Raw genomic sequence first — 17,610 nt, forward strand, 5'->3', positions numbered from 1 at the left:
ATAAATGGCTCAAAGGCGCTCTTGCAACAGCGATCAGCTAGTTGATTCGTTTAAACAAGTAGTGGAGCAAGTCTATGACCAGCTTATTATATGTAGTTTCTACGGATGCCCTGCGTTGTTTATCGTCGGTATTCGGGTCAGCTTTTTTGCTGACGGTGAAATTTATGATATTCATATACGTCGCGCCGGATTGCAAATTGGAAAGCGTGGACTCCAGTTCTGCCCAAACGAGCAAGTTTTCAGGTGAAATTTCGTCCTTTGACATGTCCATACTGTATTGTTCAAGATGTTCGATAATAGTTTCAATGAACGATTCATCCGATTCTCTGGAAACAAATTCAACGGCGTTAATTAAATCCGCGAATTCCGATCTGGCGAAAGGAATTAAAAAATAGCTGCCCTGCCTGATTTGAGAGTATAGGCTTTGGTTATAAATAATTTGAAGCTCTAGCGGCAGGCCGTTTACCGCAATATCTTTATATTGTTCGATAGCCGGCATGATGCAGTATTCGCTGTTAAAAGGGGACCAATTTCGCTCTTCGGTCTCGTAATGCAGCAAATCCGCGAACAGATATTGTTTTGCATCTTCAGATAGCTGTATGCAGGCGGTTTCGACGGCATCATTGTATTCCGCGGTCACAAAGCGAAAATACGTTTGTTCCTGATCTGAAATAACATCCAGCGTTTTAAGCGGCAGGAAGGAAACAATTCGATCGCTCCCGGTAGGCAAAGGAAAAAACAACCGTTCCTTTTTAAGGACAGCTTCCGAGCCGAAGTAGGCTCTTGCCGCTTGTCTGGGCTCGCTGCCGCGCTCAATAAACGTAACGGGATGCTTCATCTCGTTTTCCCAGCCATTGTTGAAATGGCCGTAATTGTCGTCGTGAATGTAGCCGTCGGACAGGACGCGCATGATTTGCAGAAATTTGTCATCGGCATCCGCAGCTATACCGTATTTGATGTGATACAAAAACATTTTCAAGGCGTTCGACTGTTTCCAATAAGGGACGTATGACTTTAGCCATGAAACGGAGTAGTCGGGCAGCGCGTTTCTGACAAGCGATATTTCAAACGAGTAGCCGCCGGATACGGATGTTAAAGGTCTGATAAACTCCCGCACAAAGACGTCTGCGCTCAAGTTCGGACAGCAATACTCTTGAATCGAGGTGACGTAGCTGTCGATAAATGTTTGAAGCATACTGCTGTAATCATAATCAAAAAGGTGCAGATGATAGTCGCGTTTAAGCACATGCAGCCAATGGAACATTCTTTTGGCAAAGATGATAGCCGCTAATTCTTTCGGGAAGCCGGTATCCGGCATCGCGAAACCGGACGATTCGGGGGAGAGCAGCTGTTCCGAAAGCTTTTCCGAATAGATGAACAGAGCAGCCGTGAAGTCCAGCTTTTTTTCCGCTTTTTGCTGCTGCAAACTTTCATAGGCATCCTCGATGACGTGCAGCATTGCATCATTTAATTCGTTGTAACGTTGAAATTCCGGAAGCCTGCTTTGGAATTGTTTTTTCAAAAAACGGTTGTAAAATGTGAGAGCGGTATGTACCAAACCGGAGGTCGTTTGTACGATTTCATTTTTCTTTTCCCGCACAAAGCTGGCTCTGTTCAAATTCACGTAGCTGCCTGTCTGTTCAAAAGCATAATCGACGCAGAGGGTATCCCTCGAAAGAAGCAGGCTTGTCAACGCGCCGCTCAACGCTTGGTCATCCACCGTCACACCTTTATAGGCCAGATGGATGCGGGGGCTATCCCCGAATTCGGACGATGGAGCAAACCAGATCCGATGCCCGGCCCGTTTGTCATATATGTATACATGGACGGCGCCCGATTGGTCCCAAATTTCCGCATAATGGTTGTCGTCATCGATACTGTCGGTCAATTGCGCCGAATGTCCCCACAAAAGCGCCGGAGGCTTATACTTCATGTTGACGATAAACGTGCCTGTAGGCGACTTCAACTGCGGACGCGCCTGCGGATGTTCTTTCTCGATCAGCGCCTGCATGTATTTAATTTTGAAATCAACCGGATTTGACCTGAAAAAATCGGATTTCAGCATGGGTGCGGCGCTTTCATCAAATAAATTTTTGTCGTTCCCGATTCGGACGATAATTCGCGTTCCGCGCGCCATCGGTTTGCCGTTTCCCGTTTTACGGGCATCCCAAATATCGCTCAGGACGTACCCGTTCATTTTCCCGGACTGGATGTATATTTGTCTGCCGTTTTCCAAATCGGCTTCCGATCTCGTCTGGATCACGATGTCGTCCGTAATTGAAAATACGGAGTGAAGCCCGATTCCGAATTCTCCGGTCGGCTTGAGCCAGAGCGGCATTTGCCTGCACACCTCGGCATATTTGCCCGGCTTGCCGTCTTTCTTGCCGGTCTGCAGGATACGATTCACGAAATCATCCTTGGAGATGCCGGTGCCGTTATCTTCAACGATGACAATGAGGCTGTCCGCCAATTCATCGTTGCCGCAAAGCGTTTGCAGCAAATTTTGTCCGATATGTTCCTTTAACATGTGTCGGTCCTGCTCGCGCTGTCCGTCATAAAAATGAATCCGCACGTTGTATTTTTCAAATTCGGCCTGTTCGATATCGATAGGCAGTATGCCGCTGTAATGATCGTCTTTGATGCGGGTTCTAATATTGCCCTTTTGCAAATCGCGCCAAAACTGGATTTTCAATGCATCGAGCGAATTCTGGATCATTTCTCTTAAAGCTGCGAGTTTATCCGTATAAATATTTTCGCCGCTGATGAGCTGAAACGCTTTTTGAGCCGGGAAATCGAGCTTTAAATTTTTGTCTGTGAAATCTTCTTCGCCGTTCCTTTTTCTCACGATGAACTCGACCTGCGGGGTCGTGCCCGCCAAACGGTCCGGAACGATTTCATGCCACCGGTCGCGAAGGTTTCGGAGCTCATCTTCCAAGAGTTTCAGCCAGCCCCGCATTTCGGCGAGTACGTTCACATCGTCGCTGACCGACAGGATATGAATCTTGTCCGGGGTGATGAGCAGCGATTCAACCGAATTGTGTTTGTCGTAATGAGTCTGGCTCGTGCGGTTCAGTTTCGAATAGCTGGACAGAATAGCCAGGTCGTCGAACCTGTTGTTGTCCAAATCGAGCAAATCCCCGATCCGCAGCAGGATCGCTATGAACCGCGGATGAATGAGGTCGCCGAGACCGCTGGACTGCAATTGGCGCAGCTGCATGACCTCATCGATGGTGTTGTTGTGGGCGGAGCAGAGCACAGACAGAAGGCGGATAAGCCGCCTCGGAATCTGATTGCCGGCGTTCAGCATAATATCGAGATCCTTTAGGCTGCCGGCGATTCTTTCTTCGCCCTTTGGGCCGTGGCTGCGCCTGAAGTATTCGGCGATGACGACGCGGGTATGCTCCATCAAATCAAGAATGTACACATCCGAGTCCACCGCACTGCCGGGCCCGGCCATAAAGTTTTTCACAAATTTTGCAGAATCGTCGACAAGCGCAAACTCGTCCAAAAAGATGCCGAATTCCGGAGTCGCCCATTCTTTTCTTATTTCTTCATTTTTCAAAAACATGCCGATGTCATGCAAATAAGCCGACAGCAAAATTAAAAATGTATCTGTAGCGGACAGGGATCTGATCCGGTCTTCGCCAAGCAGCAATTCTACGGATGTGACGATGCAGCCGGAATGGGCGGCGCCGTGTTTGCTGTAATGCGGAAAATATAGTTTAATCGTTTCGAGCACTTCGCATATTTGTCTTTTATTAAACCTGAACGTATCGTACAGCAAGGAAAAGCTGCTGTCGGATCGGCAGCACTCCTCCAGGTGCCTTTCCAGCGAATAACGGCGCTGAATTTCTTGGTTTGTCATCTCCCTACCTCCGCAAATGTAGTTGAAATCCGGGTAATTGCAAATTTCGCCAATGCTCAGGGAATTTCCTTTTTTAAACATTCTTATAATTTTCTCTCATAAAGGTTTCCGGCATTTTTGCTATTTCCCGGCTTGCCTTGCTAGTGGTATAATAAAACGGTTGCCGAGAGGCGTATATTTTGACCATTCAAGCAAAAAGGGGAAACTAGCATGCTGACACATATCGTTTTGTTTAAATTGAAAGACCGCAGCCCGGAATCCATCGAAGCAACAAGAAAAGTGCTAGCTAACATGGAAGGTAAAATTCCCGTGCTCAAACATATTGAAGTAGGGACGGACGTATTGCGACTGGAACGTTCTTACGATATCGCGCTTGTGACCCGTTTTGATTCCGTGGACGATTTGAAAGTTTACGATGCGCATCCGCTTCATGAAGAAGTGAAGGTACATATGAAACAAGTTTTGGACGGAACGTCGGTTTGCGTAGATTATGAAAGCTGATCCCGTTTGAAAAACGATGAAAAACAGTGTAGTATCCTTATGTGAGGCTGCACTGTTTTTTCATTTCGCGCTTCCTCCAAACAAGCGGGGATACTAGCGCGCGAAGAAACACCAGACCGCTGCCGGAAAGGAGCCCCGCCATGAAAGAACAAATCAACCGGAGCTACATGGCCGGCATATTGGAAATGCTGCTGCGCACACCCAGCCCTACAGGCTATACGCATCATATCATGAGCAAGCTGGAGGCGGAGCTGCGCAAGCTGGGACATGATATGACCTACACGAACAAAGGCTGCGGCGTGGTGACGATTCCGGGCGAACATGGCGGCCGTGTCATCGGAATTTCCGCGCATGTGGATACGCTCGGCGCGATGGTCCGTTCGATCAAAGAAAACGGCATGCTGCGGTTTACTTCGGTCGGCGGTTTTATGATGGGCTCTATCGAAAACGAGTACTGCCAAATTCATACAAGAGACGGCCGCGTCTACGACGGCACGATATTAACCGCTCATCCTTCCGTACATGTCTACGAAGACGCGCGGGAATATAAGCGCGATGAAGCGAACATGGAGATCCGCATCGATGAGCCGGTCAAGGCGATAAAGGACGTGGAAGCGCTGGGCATTCGTCCCGGGGATTTCATTTCGTTTGATCCGCGGGTGCAGATCAAGGACAACGGGTACGTGAAGTCGCGGCATTTGGACGATAAAGCGAGCGTCGCCGCCTTGTTCGGGCTGCTGGAGCTGCTGAAGCAAAACAAACTGAAGCCTGCAGCGACAGTCAAGCTGTTTTTCTCCACTTACGAGGAAGTCGGACACGGTTCCGCCTATATTCCGGAGGACATCACGGAATTGATCGCGGTCGATATGGGGGCGCTGGGCGACGATCTGAGCGGCAGCGACCGCGACGTATCGATATGCGCCAAAGATTCGTCGGGGCCGTACGATTATCACATGACGTCGAAAATGATCGAACTGGCGGAAAAGCTGAACATCGGCTTTGCCGTCGATATATATCCGCGATACGGCTCGGATGCGTCTGCGGCTTTGCGCGGCGGGCGCGATATCCGCGCAGCGCTCGTGGGTCCCGGCGTACATGCGTCGCACGGCATGGAGAGGACGCATATGGACGCTATCGCCCATACGGCCGCACTGCTGGCCGCCTATATTTTGGAGCCTGCTCGTTGACAGCATACGAAAAGAGGCGGATTGTCGGCCGGAAAGGAAGAGGATGACCCATGAACATTTTGAGCGTTCAAAATATAACCAAAAGCTACGGCGAAAAGGTGCTTTTCGACGATATTTCGTTCACGGTGAACGAGCGGCAGCGCATCGGGCTCATCGGCGTGAACGGCACAGGCAAGTCCACGCTGCTGAAGCTGCTGGCGGGACTGGAAACCCCGGATCGCGGCAAGCTCGTGCACGCGAACCATTTTCGGGTGGAATACCTGCCGCAGAACCCGGAGTTCGATCCGAACTCCACGGTTCTGGAGCAGGTATTCCATGGCGACTCGCCGCTCATGCAGACGCTTCGCGCCTATGAGCGGGCCCTCGCCGAGCTGGAGCTGGACGCCTCCAGCGAGAGCAAGCAGTCGCGGCTGTTCAGCGCCCAGCAGCGGATGGATGAGCTTGGCGCCTGGGAAGCCGGCACCACTGCCAAAACCGTGCTGACGCGGCTCGGCATCAGCGACTTCGACAAGCCCGTCGGCGAGCTGTCGGGCGGCCAGCGCAAGCGCGTGGCGATGGCCCGCGTGCTGATCCAGCCGGCCGATCTGCTCATCCTCGATGAGCCGACGAACCATATCGACAACGAGACGGCCGTATGGCTCGAGGAATTTTTAAGCAAGTGGAAGGGAGCCTTGCTGCTCGTCACGCACGACCGGTACTTCCTGGAGCGGGTGACGAACCGCATGCTGGAGCTGGACCGGGGCAAGATTTACAGCTACGAGGGCAACTATGAGGCGTTCCTCGAGAAAAAGGCGGAGCGGATGGAGTCCGAAGCCGCCAGCGAAGACAAGCGGCAAAACCTGCTGCGCCGCGAGCTGGCCTGGCTGCGCCGCGGCGCGAAGGCGCGGACGACGAAGCAGAAGGCGCGCGTGCAGCGCGCCGAGGAGCTGCGGGACCGCAAAGTGGACGGTCCCGCCGATAAGCTCGACATGGCGCTCGCGGGGAGCCGCCTTGGCAAAAAGGTGATGGAGCTTGACTCCGTCACCAAAGCTTTTGAAAGCGGGAAGCCGCTCATGAGCGACTTCAGCTACATCGTGATGCCGGGGGACCGCCTCGGCATCATCGGCCCGAACGGCAGCGGCAAGTCGACGCTGCTGAACATGCTCGCCGGGAGCATCCAGCCCGACAGCGGCACGATCGAGACCGGCCAGACGGTCAAGCTGGCCTACTATACGCAAGAGAACGCCGAGATGAACGAGAAGCTTCGCGTCATCGAATACATCAAGGAAGCGGCGGAAGTGATCCGCACTTCGGACGGCGAATCGATCTCGGCGTCGCAGATGCTCGAGCGCTTTCTGTTCCCGTCCGCGCTGCAGTGGACGCCGATCGGCAAGTTGTCCGGCGGCGAGAAGCGCCGGCTGTACCTGCTTCGCACTTTGATGGGCGAGCCGAACGTGCTTTTGCTGGATGAGCCGACCAACGATCTGGACATCCAGACGCTGACGATTCTCGAAGATTATCTGGAATATTTTCCGGGCGCCGTCATCACCGTTTCCCATGACCGCTACTTTTTGGATCGGACCGTCAACCATCTGTTTGCGTTCGAAGGGGGCGGCCGCATCGAGCCGTTCAACGGCAACTACTCCGAGTACCTGGAGGAGAAACGGCAGGAGGAAGAGGCCGAGCAAGCCAGAAAAGAGCAGCAAAAACAAGCTGCAGCTTCCAAATCCGCGGTTAGCGCTTCTGCAACTGCCGGCACAGGCACAGCTCCGGCGCAAGCCCGCCCGAAAAAGCTGACCTTCAAGGAACAGAAGGAATGGGACGAGATCGAAGACCGGATCGCCACGCTGGAAGACAAAGCCGCTTCGCTTAAGCAGCAAATCGAGACGGCCGGCAGCGACTTCGACAAGGTCAGAGAGCTGTATGAGCAGGAGCAGCAGACAGCCTTGGAACTGGAAGAAGCGATGGAAAGATGGACTTATTTATCCGAGCTGGTAGAACAAATCGAAAGAAATAAGGTATGATAGTAACAAATATATATAAAGGCAGGTAAAATTTCCGAATGATAACCGTATCCAACGTGACGCTTCGTTATGGCAAAAGAGCGCTTTTCGAGGATGTCAACATCAAATTTACGCCAGGCAACTGCTACGGGCTGATCGGCGCCAACGGTGCCGGCAAATCCACGTTTCTAAAAATCATGTCCGGCGAAATCGAGCCGAATACAGGCGAAGTCAGCATCGCTCCGGGTGAAAGAATGGCTGTACTGAAGCAGAACCACTATGAGTTCGACGATTTTGAAGTGCTGAAAACCGTCATTATGGGCCACGCCCGCCTGTACAAAATTATGGAAGAGAAAGACGCTATTTACGCGAAAGCGGACTTCTCGGAAGAAGACGGCATGAGAGCGGCGGAGCTTGAGGGCGAATTTCAGGATCTGGACGGCTGGCAGGCGGAATCCGATGCGGCGGAGCTGTTGATCGGTCTGGGCATCCCTACATCGCTGCACGACGTCAAAATGAAGGACCTGGACGGCAACGAAAAAGTCCGCGTCCTCCTGGCGCAAGCGCTGTTCGGCAACCCGAACATTTTGCTCCTCGACGAGCCTACGAACCATTTGAACTTGGAATCGATCCGCTGGCTGGAGAACTTCCTGGCCAAATTCGAAGGCACCGTCATTGTCGTTTCCCATGACCGCTACTTCCTGAATCAGGTATGTACGCACATTGCCGACATCGATTTCGGAAAAATCCAGATGTACGTCGGCAACTATGACTTCTGGTACGAATCGAGTCAGCTGGCCCTGAAGCTGGCGCGCGACGCGAACAAGAAAACCGAAGAAAAGCGCAAAGAACTGGAAGCTTTTATCGCCCGTTTCAGCGCGAACGCGTCCAAATCGAAGCAGGCGACTTCCCGTAAAAAGCAGCTCGAGAAGCTTACGCTGGAAGATATCAAGCCGTCGAGCCGCAAATATCCGTTCATCCATTTCAAAGCCGAGCGCGAGGCGGGCAAGCAGCTGCTTGCAGTTGAAAATCTCACGAAAACCGTTGAAGGCGTTAAAGTGCTTAACAACATTTCCTTTACAATCAACAAAGGCGATAAAATCGCTTTCGTCGGACCGGACNTGAAAATCTCACGAAAACCGTTGAAGGCGTTAAAGTGCTTAACAACATTTCCTTTACAATCAACAAAGGCGATAAAATCGCTTTCGTCGGACCGGACGGCATTGCCAAAACGACATTGTTTAAAATCATTATGGGCGAGCTGGAAGCGGACGAAGGCTCTTACACTTGGGGCGTAACGACATCGCAAGCTTATTTCCCGAAAGACAGTCAGGACTACTTCAATGTCGATATCAACCTTGTCGATTGGCTGCGCCAATATTCCAAAGATCAGGATGAATCGTTTTTGCGCGGCTTCTTGGGACGTATGCTTTTCTCCGGAGAAGAAGCTTTGAAAAAAGCGAACGTGCTTTCCGGGGGCGAGAAAGTGCGCTGCATGTTCTCGAAAATGATGCTGAGCGGCTCCAACGTGCTCATCCTTGACGAACCGACGAACCATCTCGATCTTGAATCGATTACGGCGCTGAACAACGGGCTTGTCGATTTTGACGGAACCATTTTGTTCGTCTCCCATGACCACCAGTTCATTCAAACGATCGCCAACCGCGTCATGGAAATTACTCCGAACGGACTCATTGATAAAATGATTACGTACGATGAATATTTGGAAAGCGAAGATGTGAAAAAACAACGGGAAACGCTGTACGCCTAACCTGTTTATCAATTCGAATTAAGAAACGAACAAAGGCGCCCCGATCATATTTCATCAGGGCGCCTTTGCATTGCTGCTAACTGCCTCCGGTACGACGGCGTTGGTTGTTTACTTTTTTGGTCATTTGGCTTTTCATTGCCTGACCGTTTCCGGCTACATGCTTGGGATTAGCTTTTTGTGCGGCTTGATCCGCCTTTTTTTGCGCAAGCTTTTGTTTGATCGCGTCAGCTAGGCTGACTTTTTTCGGGCCTGTTTCTCCAGGCTGCTGTTCTTGATCTAGAGGCTTGTCTGACATACGGGAACACCTTCTTTACGTAAATATGCTTTTAGTATAATCGAATCGGGGCAAAGAAGAAAGGAGGTCCGCCGTTTGTTTGATCCGACAATTTTTGAGAACGTGAAAGTCGTATTGGAAGGCTCCGTTTACGATTTGGATCTGGAAGGGACCCTTATCGTCACCCGCCGCTCCGATCAGATCGACATGTCATCCATGTCGCGTACGTATGCGATCGAATTCGCGATAAGCACGAAGAAGCCGAGCCGCGCGGAAATTAAGCTGCATGCACATCTCAGCGACCTTGCCGCGGAAATTTTGGAAAACCCGTCGGCCGCGCCGGGCTGTACGCTTGAAGTGAGGCTGTACACCGAGGTACGGCAGCCTGATCGCGAATGCCCGCAAATCGCCAAGCAGGTGAGCGGCATATGGGGACATCGCCCGGACATCAGGCAAAAGCTTTCCTATGAATTTGGCGCCGATCCGGTCTGGTACGGCAACGAAATCGCTTTATCATTCGGGCGGAAAATCGACGAAGGGCAAATCGACGATTTTCCTCATCTGATCGGCTGCGCCGTCGAAAGCTTGCTTTGGCTGGACGAACGGGGGATCTAGCATGCAGGAATGGACGCAGCAGCAGCTGCTGGATCACACGAAAGACGGGAACGGCCCCTCATTCGGAGTATTTTTGTACACGCCGTTCTGCGGAACTTGCCAATTGACCGAGCGCATGCTCGGCATCATCCTGACGATGCTGCCCGAGCTGCCTCTTTATAAAAGCAACATTAATTTTTTGCCTCAGCTTGTCTGCGATTGGCGAATCAAAAGCGTTCCATGCATAGTCATGAAAGAGCGCGATAAAGAAATGGAATTTTTGTACAGTATGAAATCAGTGGACGAATTGTATTTAAAGCTGCTGCCGCTAAGCAGGCCAAATAACGAAATAAACGGAGGTCATGAATGATGAGTACAGGATCCTTTCAAGTAGGAGACCGCGTTACCGCAGAGTACAAAACAGGAGGATATTACGGAGAAATCGTGGAACTCACGAATTCAATGAAGGCGGCGGTGCGCATTTTGGCCGTGAAGGAACATCCGGCGCAAGGAGATTTGCATAATCCGATGGATGGCAGCGTAGCTTTTTTTCACCAACGCAGAGCGCTTGCTTTCCAGGAGATCGCCTTGATGCCGATTTCAACGATCAGAGCCTACGCCGGCAACGTCCCGGATTATCAAGATTCACTGAAGAGAGCGCTTATGGCGCAAATGAACAAGCTGACGGATCTGGAAGCATGGGCTAAACGCTCTCTGCAGGAGCTTGAGACGCTCAGTAAGGAATATTTTCCGGAAAAATCCTAAGAAACTTCAAGGTACAGCTTCGTGCCGTCATTATATTTAAAAATAGCAACATCGCCGATGATCTCGATCAATGAGATCATTTTTAATTTTTTGCGAAATTCAAAATTAAGCTCAAGCTCCTTTAACTTGCTGGACAGTTGGCCCATTTGCGATCTTTTTTGCGTGTAATTGAGCACCGGGATCGCTTTATTTTTGAACTTGATAGTTATCGCTTGCATGTTCTTCCCTCCTATTCCGATCACTTTCAACTTAAGGATACACAACAAATGTTAGATATGTTTCATTGAACTATTAGGAAAGTTTTAGCCTTACGCATTTCGGGCTATTTTCAATGTATTCAATGATTTTTGTCCGCATGCTGTTGCGGCGGCAGATGCCCGGATTTATAATAGTGAAGATTGCATTATAAATTGTTGCGGAGGTCGTTAGTCGTATGAGTCAGCAAAGTCCGATTCGCATTGGAGTTATCGGCGCCGGGAATATCGGCAATGTCCATATGGAAGTGTTAAAAAAGATCCCGGAAGCGCAAATCGCTGCGGTAACCGATGTTTATTTGCCGCTGGCGGAAGCAAGAGCGAAAGAGTATCAGATCGAGAACGTATACGAAACATCGGAAAAATTGCTCGCTGACGCATCCATCGATGCGGTCATCATCGCCGTGTCCAACGAATGGCATGCGCCGATCGCCGTGCAGGCTTTGGAAGCGGGCAAACATGTCATGCTCGAAAAGCCGATGGCCATCAACCTTGAATCAGCTCAAAAGATCGTTGAAGCCGAGCGCAAAGCCGGCAAAGTACTGATGATCCCGCACCAGCTCCGCTGGGAATCGTTGTCGATGCAGGTGAAAGAACAGGCGGAAAAAGGCGCCTTGGGGCATATTTATCATGCAAAAGCGGGCTGGGTCCGGCGCAAAGGAATTCCGGGCTGGGGTACATGGTTTACGCAAATGAATAAATCGGGCGGAGGCCCTCTGATCGATCTTGGCGTACATATGCTGGATCTTTCCTTGTATCTCATGGGCAATCCTAAGCCAGTATCCGTATATGGCGCCACCTATTCGGAGTTCGGACCGCGCAAAAAAGGTATCGGCTCCTGGGGAACCCCGAACTGGAACGGGACCTACGACGTAGAAGATCTGGCGACTGCCTTGATTAAGCTGGATAACGGGGCGACGCTTTCCCTGGACGTTAGTTGGGCTGCGCTGGTAGATTCGGATGAGCAGCCTTACGTGCAGCTGCTTGGCTCTGAAGGCGGAGCTTCCATCCGCGGCAACACGGGCAAACTGCTGGCCGAGGTATTCGACCGGAAAGCGGATGTCGATCTTGTCATCCCGGATCGCGACGAAGGCTCGCGCGTTCGAATGGCAAAGCATTTTCTGGCCTGCATCCGCGATGGCGCACAGCCGATTACTTCCGTTATGACCGGATATACGAATAACCTGATTTTAGACGCCATTTACCGTTCCTCACAAACAGGAAGAGAAATAGAGCTGAATTGGGACATCTAAGGAACAGGAGCTGCAGGCAGTGAACTGGGAGTTGTTCAGCATCATCGGCACGATCGCTTTTGCGGTGAGCGGAGCGATTGTGGCGATGGAAGAAGAATATGATATATTGGGGGTCTACGTGTTAGGGCTTGTGACGGCATTCGGCGGGGGCGTCGTGCGCAACCTGCTCATCGGCAAGCCCGTAACATTGCTTTGGGAACAAGGTTTATACTTCCAGATTGCACTGTTTGCGATGACACTCGTGTTTTTCATGCCGGTACGATACATCCGACTTTGGAAAACATGGGAAGCTTTCTTCGATGCGATCGGCCTGGCGGCCTTTTCCATTCAAGGCGCACTGTACGCAACGAACATGGGCCACCCGTTAAGCGCGATCATCGTCGCCGCGGTATTGACCGGAATCGGCGGGGGCATTATACGCGATGTGCTGGCCGGACGCAAGCCGCTCGTTTTAAAAGATGAAATCTACGCGGTATGGGGCATGCTGGCCGGCGCGATGATCGGATTAGGCTGGGTGCAGGGAACGTGGCAACTGGCCGTACTTTTTGCCATCATCGTGATACTAAGAATGCTTTCCGTTGTTAACAAATGGAAACTCCCCAAAAGATCATTGCGCAACACAATGTCAGGATAGCCGAAAACGAACCGAAAGGAGGGACATCCGTCATGCACGATGAATCCTTGCAGCGGAAGACCAAAATCGCCTACGAGATGCTGGAATCCCACGTCGTCACCGTCAAAGAACTGCAAACCGGCGAGCTCGAAATGTACGAAGTCGCCAAAGATAACGAGACCGGGGAACATTATCTCCATTACGCATACATGCATCGAAATTTGGCCGACACAGGAGTGCCGGAAACGTTCCATCATTTCATGCCTATCGATAGCGATGACGTGCTCGGACTTATTTTCGGCGAGCAGCCCTATGCGTATCCGGATCATTGGCATAAACCGTTTCTGCGCAACGGTCCGGAAGGCTTCTACATCTGGTTCGATCCCTCCTATGGAGAAGACAACCAGACAGACGAAGCAATCGCAGCCGAACTGCTGCTCAAACTCCGGCAATTCCGCGATCTCGGCCATGTCGACCCGGAATCCGTTAGCAAACTGCTGGAAGACCTGGACGACACTCGTAAGAAAAAAGAATAAAAGCAACCTCGTAAAACCTGCGACCGCTTGTCGGTCTGCAGGTTTTTTTATGTTCAGAGTCTTCCCCAAAAACCAGGGGTAAAGGAAGGAAACAACCTCCTAATGTACGCGTGTTAAAGGATTAGGAGTGGCCACTCCAAAGGGCGTATCTCGCAGCCGACTTCTTATGATCATTATCCCTTCGGCTCAGGGAAACCTCATACACTTGTACCCATCCTTACGGTCGGCAACTTCCGTGACATAAATGTAAAAAGGTACCCTCACCGGACCGACACTCGATTTCATGCTCCAGGTTCACGGTTTAAGATTGGGCTTAAGAAAGACATATTACTTACGCTCCAGGACTGGCGTTAAGAAAACCATACTAGCAGAATGGGATAACAGCAGTAAGTAATGGGAAGTCGCGGGATTATTAATTGGGAATTAATGGGTGAGGGGAGAGCGGCATTTCGCAGATGACTCTATGTGACCACTATCCCTGCGGCTCAGGGGAAAATCCCATGCACTATTGCCCGTCCTTACTAACAGCAACTTCGGTGACCAATGTAAAAACGTATCCTCACCGGATCGACACTCGATTTCATGCTCTAGGTTCATGGTTTCATCAGACCTAATCCGATTTCTTGCTTTTTCTTTACGATCTAGGATCGTATTTTGAGACATTCTGACTGAAGGGGATAGTGGAAGTAAGGGGTGCGAAATGGAGAGATAAGCGTCGGAAAGAGGCGATCGGGTTATCGATCTGTGAATGTTTAAGGAGAAGTTTCTGACCGAAGGGGATAGTGGCAATAAGGGCTGGGAAATGAATATACCACGGACATGGGAGACCTAGGTTTGGGGGGAGTTGTTTTTTATCGTAAGAATTAAGGTTTTGGTCCATATTATTAATGTTCAAAAATTGCCTGAATAGGGGGTTTGAGTTATATGGAGATGGAGTCGTATCAGTTTGCCGATCTGAACAGCAGGGAGGATTTGTTGAAGGATTTACGCGTCCTGGAAGAGCGGATGAAGCGTGAGTTGGAACAAGATATTGCTCTTATTGCGTATGCGCACAACGCCCGGCCGGCAGATAACAAGTAAGGGCGGAAGGGATTTGATTTCATGAGAAATATATGGACGAAAGCACTGCTGCTTGCTGCTTGTTGTGCGCTCTTGTTGGCGGCGTGTTCCCAGGCGTCAACAGAAAAGCAGGCCGGATCCGCGAGTAAATATGCAGGGAATTGGGATGCGAGTTTGAAAAATAATGAGGATCCCTCTTTGGGCGCCAAGACGTTGAGCCAGACTTCGCAGCCTGTCAGGAAAGTTCCGACTGTGGACAGCTCCATGGCTCACGACAATGTGCATTTGGCTATGAACCGGGATTTGGCGGATCAGCTGATGAAAGCCGCTCACGCAGGTTCAGCCGCTGTTGCGCTTGCCGGCAGCAATATTTATGTGGCGGTTCAACAGGCGGGTCAGGACCCACAACAAAATCCGGGCGGCGAGAATGATCCGGCGGCAGGGGCCGGGCTTTTTGGTTCAGGCAAAGGTGCTCAACTGGACTGGGTTTCTTCAAAGCCGTTGTCGGCCGAGAGTTCGCAAGCGATTAGAAGTGCGCTGCGCCGCGCTTATCCGGAAGCGAATGTTTTTATTTCGACTAATCCGCATTTTGTAAGCAGAATGCTGTTTTATGATAGGCAGCAGCGCGAGCGGAAGACGATGGACGGTTATTTGAATGAATTTAATACGATGGTGCAGCATGCATTTCCGGATTATACGACAGGCCAAAAACGTTTGATTCCATAAAAAACGGTTTAATTTTGCAAACATTAGCCATAATAATGGTCGGGCAGTCCGTTCTGCTACTATATGATTTTCAGGAGGAATTTTGAAACGATGCATCAGATTTTGCAGCAAATCAATCAATGCCAGCAAGTGATTTCCCAGATGATGGCGCAAACCCAGCAAGGCAGCCAATTGTACGAACAATTGCTGCATCAGGAGCAGCAAAATGCGCAGCAGCTCGAGCAATTGGCGCAGCGGGAACATCAAGCGGCTCAGATGATCCAACACGCTTTGCAAGGACACGCGAACGCGATGCAGCAAATGCAGCATTGCATGCAAATATGTGCCCAACTGGAACAAGCTGTTCATATGCAGCAGCAGTCCTATCAACAAAATCAAGCGTTCAACAATGCCGGGATGCAGCAGCAGCGGCACTAGAGTGAGCGGCTTGCCCTCAGCTTAACAAGCTGGGGGTTTTCCATTTGCCGGGGTGGGTGCGGCTTGACAACATTTTCTTCCTGATAAATAGTTATAGGTAGATATATCAGGAAAGGATAGGGCAAACAATGTCGACTTTATTCATACCGCAAGAAATGGAAGGACAAATTCGCGCGCAAAAAGTGCGGAATGAAGCCGGTCTTACACAAGAAGACGGAAGTTTGATTGGCAGTCCCGAGTTCGAGTCGCCGCAGGCAGAGGTGCTTTCGGATGCGGTTATCTCTTTATTTTTAGGGAAAAATGTGCTGTTGAAAGGACCTACGGGATCGGGCAAAACGAAACTTGCGGAGCATTTGTCTTTTCTTTTCGGACAACCGCTTCATGCCGTGAACTGTTCGACGGATCTCGATGCGGAAGCGCTCCTTGGTTTTAAAACGCTGACGCATGATGAAAAAGGAACGGCACGCATTGAATTCGTGCCCGGGCCGATTATGAAGTCGATGAGCAAGGGGCATTTTCTTTATATAGATGAAATCAATATGGCAAAGCCCGAGACGCTGCCGTTGATTAACGGCGTTTTGGATCATCGCAGATCGATTACGAATCCTTTTACGGGGGAAGTGGTTACAGCGGGTTCCGGTTTTCGGGTTATTGCTGCGCTTAACGAAGGATATATCGGAACGGTGCCTCTTAATGAGGCTTTGAAAAATCGTTTTGTGACGATTGATGTGCCATATTTGCAAGGGGAATCGCTGTATCAATTGCTGCGGACGAAGTCGATTCAACAAAATGAGGTTTTGCTGAGGTCTTTTGTTCAGCTTTCAGCGGATTTGTTGACTTTGATACAAATGGGGCAGCTTCCGGACGAAGCGGGATCGATCCGCGCTTTGCTGGATGCGTGCGATTTGGCCGCGTACATTCCTCCCGTACGTGCCGTGACCCGCGCCATTGCGGATAAATTGACGGATGAGAGGGAACGTGCTGCCGTAGTCAATGCGGCGGAGACGTTGTTCTAATCCGATGTTTGTAGGAAAACTGAGCTTGTTGGACGATAAAATCGACTCGATGCTGCATATGCAGCTGGCCGATCTGGCCCGGATGTTTACGCGTGTCAAGGAGCTGGAGGTTGAAGCGGCATATCATTCTCATTATGACGAAGCGGCGGCAAAAATGACGGTGAGTCAATTTTGGCGCGATTTTCCTGCGGCCGACCGGGAGGCGGGCATGAAGAGCGACGTCTATTTGCGCGGCATCGGCAGCGCATGGTTTACGGGGGCTTCGGCTGTGGACAACTATTTGGATTTTTGTATGTCTGCGGCTCTGCCCAGGTTGGCAAATCAACTGTTTGCTCTATGCGAAGACATGCGGTTGGAACGGATATGCCGCAGGCTTCGGCCCGGAACTTCGAAAGTATTTGACAGCAGGCATCGTATTTATGCGGCTTTTTTTCAGCATAAGTTGAAAATGCATATGAGCAAGAATGAGCGCGCGGAAGCGCTGGTTTTGCTCATTTATGGCTGGTTTACGGGAGCGGCCTGGGCTTTGCCGGAACAGGCGGACGAACAGGCGGCCGAGACGTACCGGACGCTTCACTCCTGGCTTCTGCCGCTCTACCCGCTGCTGGAAATGGCAGAAGATGCGGAGCATACGGCGGAAGTAGGCTCTTGCTGCGAGTCGATCATGGAGTCGCTGTCTTTTCGGGTGCAGCGGGATGCGCAGGCGCTGTACTTTTGGACGCAGGCCGGCAGCGGCGTGGACGAGCCGCTGCCGGCCCGTTATCGCGGCGAGCTGGCGCGAGCAAAGCGGCTCGCCG

Annotated in this window: 16 protein-coding genes and 2 pseudogenes; 15 read left to right on the forward strand and 3 right to left on the reverse strand. The window is 50.9% G+C overall.

Features of this window, described 5'->3' with window-relative positions; all coding sequences use genetic code 11:
- Positions 1-37: 37 nt before the first annotated feature.
- On the reverse strand, positions 38-3,865 hold the full coding sequence (locus tag AC6RNO_RS15025; protein ID WP_497105904.1) for an HD domain-containing protein: 3,828 nt from the start codon (positions 3,863-3,865) through the stop codon (positions 38-40).
- Between the two features lie 210 nt (positions 3,866-4,075).
- On the opposite strand from AC6RNO_RS15025, the gene AC6RNO_RS15030 reads away from it, so the two are divergent.
- The 4 genes and pseudogenes from AC6RNO_RS15030 (at position 4,076) to AC6RNO_RS15045 (ending at position 9,306) form a co-directional block, all read left to right on the forward strand.
- Entirely contained in the window at positions 4,076-4,366 is a 291-nt protein-coding gene (locus tag AC6RNO_RS15030) for a Dabb family protein (protein WP_474681708.1), read from the forward strand.
- Positions 4,367-4,506: 140 nt separating this feature from the next.
- Positions 4,507-5,553 carry a M20/M25/M40 family metallo-hydrolase gene (locus AC6RNO_RS15035; protein ID WP_497105905.1) on the forward strand — a complete coding sequence of 349 codons (1,047 nt, stop codon included), beginning with the start codon at positions 4,507-4,509 and terminating at the stop codon, positions 5,551-5,553.
- 50 nt (positions 5,554-5,603) lie between these two features.
- Entirely contained in the window at positions 5,604-7,556 is a 1,953-nt protein-coding gene (locus tag AC6RNO_RS15040; protein ID WP_497105906.1) for an ATP-binding cassette domain-containing protein, read from the forward strand.
- 38 nt (positions 7,557-7,594) lie between these two features.
- Positions 7,595-9,306, forward strand: a pseudogene (locus AC6RNO_RS15045) (ABC-F family ATP-binding cassette domain-containing protein).
- A 76-nt stretch (positions 9,307-9,382) separates the two neighbouring features.
- Here the strand turns inward: AC6RNO_RS15045 and AC6RNO_RS15050 are convergent.
- Positions 9,383-9,601 carry a hypothetical protein gene (locus tag AC6RNO_RS15050; RefSeq protein WP_488438163.1) on the reverse strand — a complete coding sequence of 73 codons (219 nt, stop codon included), beginning with the start codon at positions 9,599-9,601 and terminating at the stop codon, positions 9,383-9,385.
- Positions 9,602-9,676: 75 nt separating this feature from the next.
- Between AC6RNO_RS15050 and AC6RNO_RS15055 the strand changes: the two genes are divergently transcribed.
- The 3 genes from AC6RNO_RS15055 to kapB are packed head-to-tail and all read left to right on the forward strand — an operon-like array spanning position 9,677 to position 10,939.
- On the forward strand, positions 9,677-10,195 hold the full coding sequence (locus AC6RNO_RS15055; protein WP_497105907.1) for a hypothetical protein: 519 nt from the start codon (positions 9,677-9,679) through the stop codon (positions 10,193-10,195).
- A 1-nt stretch (position 10,196) separates the two neighbouring features.
- A complete protein-coding gene (locus tag AC6RNO_RS15060; RefSeq protein ID WP_497105908.1) occupies positions 10,197-10,544 on the forward strand; it encodes a thioredoxin family protein in 348 nt (115 codons plus the stop codon).
- On the forward strand, positions 10,544-10,939 hold the full coding sequence (gene kapB, locus AC6RNO_RS15065; protein ID WP_474681990.1) for a kinase-associated lipoprotein KapB: 396 nt from the start codon (positions 10,544-10,546) through the stop codon (positions 10,937-10,939). Before AC6RNO_RS15060 ends, kapB begins: the two co-directional genes overlap by 1 nt.
- On the opposite strand, the gene AC6RNO_RS15070 is transcribed toward kapB, so the two are convergent.
- A complete protein-coding gene (locus tag AC6RNO_RS15070) occupies positions 10,936-11,157 on the reverse strand; it encodes a hypothetical protein (RefSeq protein ID WP_474681701.1) in 222 nt (73 codons plus the stop codon). The genes kapB and AC6RNO_RS15070 overlap by 4 nt on opposite strands.
- Positions 11,158-11,372: 215 nt before the next feature.
- Between AC6RNO_RS15070 and AC6RNO_RS15075 the strand changes: the two genes are divergently transcribed.
- The 8 genes and pseudogenes from AC6RNO_RS15075 to AC6RNO_RS15110 form a co-directional block, all read left to right on the forward strand.
- Positions 11,373-12,446: a Gfo/Idh/MocA family oxidoreductase gene (locus tag AC6RNO_RS15075; RefSeq protein WP_497105909.1), complete on the forward strand. Its 1,074-nt coding sequence runs from the start codon at positions 11,373-11,375 to the stop codon at positions 12,444-12,446.
- Positions 12,447-12,465: 19 nt separating this feature from the next.
- Positions 12,466-13,080: a trimeric intracellular cation channel family protein gene (locus AC6RNO_RS15080; protein WP_474681699.1), complete on the forward strand. Its 615-nt coding sequence runs from the start codon at positions 12,466-12,468 to the stop codon at positions 13,078-13,080.
- Positions 13,081-13,112: 32 nt separating this feature from the next.
- On the forward strand, positions 13,113-13,595 hold the full coding sequence (locus AC6RNO_RS15085) for a hypothetical protein (RefSeq protein ID WP_497105911.1): 483 nt from the start codon (positions 13,113-13,115) through the stop codon (positions 13,593-13,595).
- A 924-nt stretch (positions 13,596-14,519) separates the two neighbouring features.
- On the forward strand, positions 14,520-14,675 hold the full coding sequence (locus AC6RNO_RS15090) for a hypothetical protein (RefSeq protein ID WP_474681697.1): 156 nt from the start codon (positions 14,520-14,522) through the stop codon (positions 14,673-14,675).
- A gap of 153 nt (positions 14,676-14,828) precedes the next feature.
- Positions 14,829-15,380: a hypothetical protein gene (locus AC6RNO_RS15095; RefSeq protein WP_497105912.1), complete on the forward strand. Its 552-nt coding sequence runs from the start codon at positions 14,829-14,831 to the stop codon at positions 15,378-15,380.
- Positions 15,381-15,470: 90 nt separating this feature from the next.
- Positions 15,471-15,797, forward strand: a complete 327-nt coding sequence (locus AC6RNO_RS15100) for a hypothetical protein (RefSeq protein ID WP_474681695.1) — start codon at positions 15,471-15,473, stop codon at positions 15,795-15,797.
- 128 nt (positions 15,798-15,925) lie between these two features.
- Entirely contained in the window at positions 15,926-16,813 is an 888-nt protein-coding gene (locus AC6RNO_RS15105) for an AAA family ATPase (protein WP_497105913.1), read from the forward strand.
- Between the two features lie 25 nt (positions 16,814-16,838).
- Positions 16,839-17,610, forward strand: a pseudogene (locus AC6RNO_RS15110) (nitric oxide reductase activation protein NorD); the annotation flags it as partial.

It is taken from the genome of Paenibacillus sp. sgz302190, from assembly GCF_059820445.1.

What these genes read in the sequence shown, in the direction of transcription:
- AC6RNO_RS15040 (WP_497105906.1), top strand. Translation starts at nt 5,604, where the DNA reads ATGAACATTTTGAGCGTTCAAAATATAACCAAAAGCTACGGCGAAAAG.
- AC6RNO_RS15105 (WP_497105913.1), top strand. Translation starts at nt 15,926, where the DNA reads ATGTCGACTTTATTCATACCGCAAGAAATGGAAGGACAAATTCGCGCG.
- AC6RNO_RS15050 (WP_488438163.1), bottom strand. Translation starts at nt 9,601, where the DNA reads ATGTCAGACAAGCCTCTAGATCAAGAACAGCAGCCTGGAGAAACAGGC.
- AC6RNO_RS15100 (WP_474681695.1), top strand. Translation starts at nt 15,471, where the DNA reads ATGCATCAGATTTTGCAGCAAATCAATCAATGCCAGCAAGTGATTTCC.
- AC6RNO_RS15060 (WP_497105908.1), top strand. Translation starts at nt 10,197, where the DNA reads ATGCAGGAATGGACGCAGCAGCAGCTGCTGGATCACACGAAAGACGGG.
- kapB (WP_474681990.1), top strand. Translation starts at nt 10,544, where the DNA reads ATGAGTACAGGATCCTTTCAAGTAGGAGACCGCGTTACCGCAGAGTAC.
- AC6RNO_RS15035 (WP_497105905.1), top strand. Translation starts at nt 4,507, where the DNA reads ATGAAAGAACAAATCAACCGGAGCTACATGGCCGGCATATTGGAAATG.
- AC6RNO_RS15085 (WP_497105911.1), top strand. Translation starts at nt 13,113, where the DNA reads ATGCACGATGAATCCTTGCAGCGGAAGACCAAAATCGCCTACGAGATG.
- AC6RNO_RS15030 (WP_474681708.1), top strand. Translation starts at nt 4,076, where the DNA reads ATGCTGACACATATCGTTTTGTTTAAATTGAAAGACCGCAGCCCGGAA.
- AC6RNO_RS15075 (WP_497105909.1), top strand. Translation starts at nt 11,373, where the DNA reads ATGAGTCAGCAAAGTCCGATTCGCATTGGAGTTATCGGCGCCGGGAAT.
- AC6RNO_RS15070 (WP_474681701.1), bottom strand. Translation starts at nt 11,157, where the DNA reads ATGCAAGCGATAACTATCAAGTTCAAAAATAAAGCGATCCCGGTGCTC.
- AC6RNO_RS15090 (WP_474681697.1), top strand. Translation starts at nt 14,520, where the DNA reads ATGGAGATGGAGTCGTATCAGTTTGCCGATCTGAACAGCAGGGAGGAT.
- AC6RNO_RS15025 (WP_497105904.1), bottom strand. Translation starts at nt 3,865, where the DNA reads ATGACAAACCAAGAAATTCAGCGCCGTTATTCGCTGGAAAGGCACCTG.